This is a genomic window from Bradyrhizobium sp. GCM10028915 (assembly GCF_042666195.1).
GTDB lineage: Bacteria > Pseudomonadota > Alphaproteobacteria > Rhizobiales > Xanthobacteraceae > Bradyrhizobium > Bradyrhizobium canariense_D.
Genome location: NZ_JBHTFN010000049.1, coordinates 1 through 1,184 on the forward strand (window position 1 = coordinate 1; position 1,184 = coordinate 1,184).

Annotated in this window: 1 protein-coding gene and 1 pseudogene; one reads left to right on the plus strand and one right to left on the minus strand. The window is 63.3% G+C overall.

Annotation, left to right across the window (positions count from 1 at the left end; all coding sequences use genetic code 11):
• The first annotated feature begins 94 nt into the window (after window positions 1-94).
• A complete protein-coding gene (gene ligD / locus ACFQX9_RS28490; RefSeq protein WP_377791187.1) occupies window positions 95-1,042 on the plus strand; it encodes a non-homologous end-joining DNA ligase in 948 nt (315 codons plus the stop codon).
• Window positions 1,043-1,073: 31 nt separating this feature from the next.
• On the opposite strand, the pseudogene ACFQX9_RS28495 reads toward ligD, so the two are convergent.
• Window positions 1,074-1,184 (minus strand): annotated as a pseudogene (locus tag ACFQX9_RS28495) (ribonuclease HII); the annotation flags it as partial.

The window sequence follows — 1,184 nt, forward strand, 5'->3', positions numbered from 1 at the left end:
GGCCGGCGGGATGGTCGCGGCTGGTGATACCGCGCGGGCTCGCCCTCCGTCCTCCTCGTTTCGGCCTCTGCCGGCCGTGTAGAAAGAGCCTACCATGGCCCGCAGATCGACCCTGCCTTATCGTCTGCAGCCCATGTTGGCCACGCTTGCGGATGCGCCGTTCGACGATCCCGATTGGGTCTTCGAGGACAAATTCGATGGTTTCCGCATGGTCGCGGAAATCCGGCGTGGTCGGGTCGCGCTCTACAGCCGCAACGGGAAGATCATCAGCCACTCCTATGTCGAGGTCGCGAAAGCACTTGAGGGAGTGAAGGCGGACGCCGTGATCGATGGCGAGCTCGTTGCGATCGGGAAGGACGGCGTATCCCATTTCCAGTTGCTTCAAAACGCCCTGCGTCACGAGGCCAAGCTTTTGTACTGCGCGTTCGACCTCATGTTCGCAGCGGGCGAGGACCTGCGCGCGCTGCCGCTTCTCGAGCGCAAGAAGCGGCTCAAGGCCCTCCTGCCGCGCCACAAGCTGATCGCGTTCAGCAACCACCGCAAAGGCAGCGGCACAAAGTTCTTTGCACAAGCCGAGCTGAGACATCTCGAAGGCATCATGGCCAAGCGCGCCAACAGCCCGTACGCGTCCGGACGCCGGACCGCCGATTGGCTGAAGGTGAAGACCGCGCAGCGTCAGGAGGTAGTGATCGCCGGCTTCACCGCGCCGAGGCGAACCCGGCCCTTCTTTGGCGCCCTCGTGCTGGCGGTACGCGACGCCGATGCATGGCGGTACATTGGCCACGTCGGCACCGGCTTCAGCCACCAAGTTCTCGAAGAGCTTCACCGCAAGCTCGTGAGGCTGAAGACAGCCAAGTCGCCCTTCCCTGGCAAGGTGAAAAATGAGCGGGTTACGACCTGGGTGCGTCCTTCCTTGGTCGCGGAAGTGAAATTCGCGGAGTGGACCAGCAAGGGCGAGCTGCGCCAGCCGGTCTATCTCGGCCTGAGGTCCGACAAAAACGCCAAGGACGTTGTTCGCGAAAAGAAATGGCCGCGAAAATAATGCAGCCGAGACGAAGCGCTCGATCTGGAGTTCAGCTCGCGGTGCGCTCGGATGCCGAAGGCCACGGCGGCAGGGGCGGCAGTCCGAGGGCCTTGCGTACTGGTCCGAACGACCTCCGGTGAGCTGCGCATGCACCAAGCCT

What these genes read in the sequence shown, in the direction of transcription:
- ligD (WP_377791187.1), top strand. Translation starts at nt 95, where the DNA reads ATGGCCCGCAGATCGACCCTGCCTTATCGTCTGCAGCCCATGTTGGCC.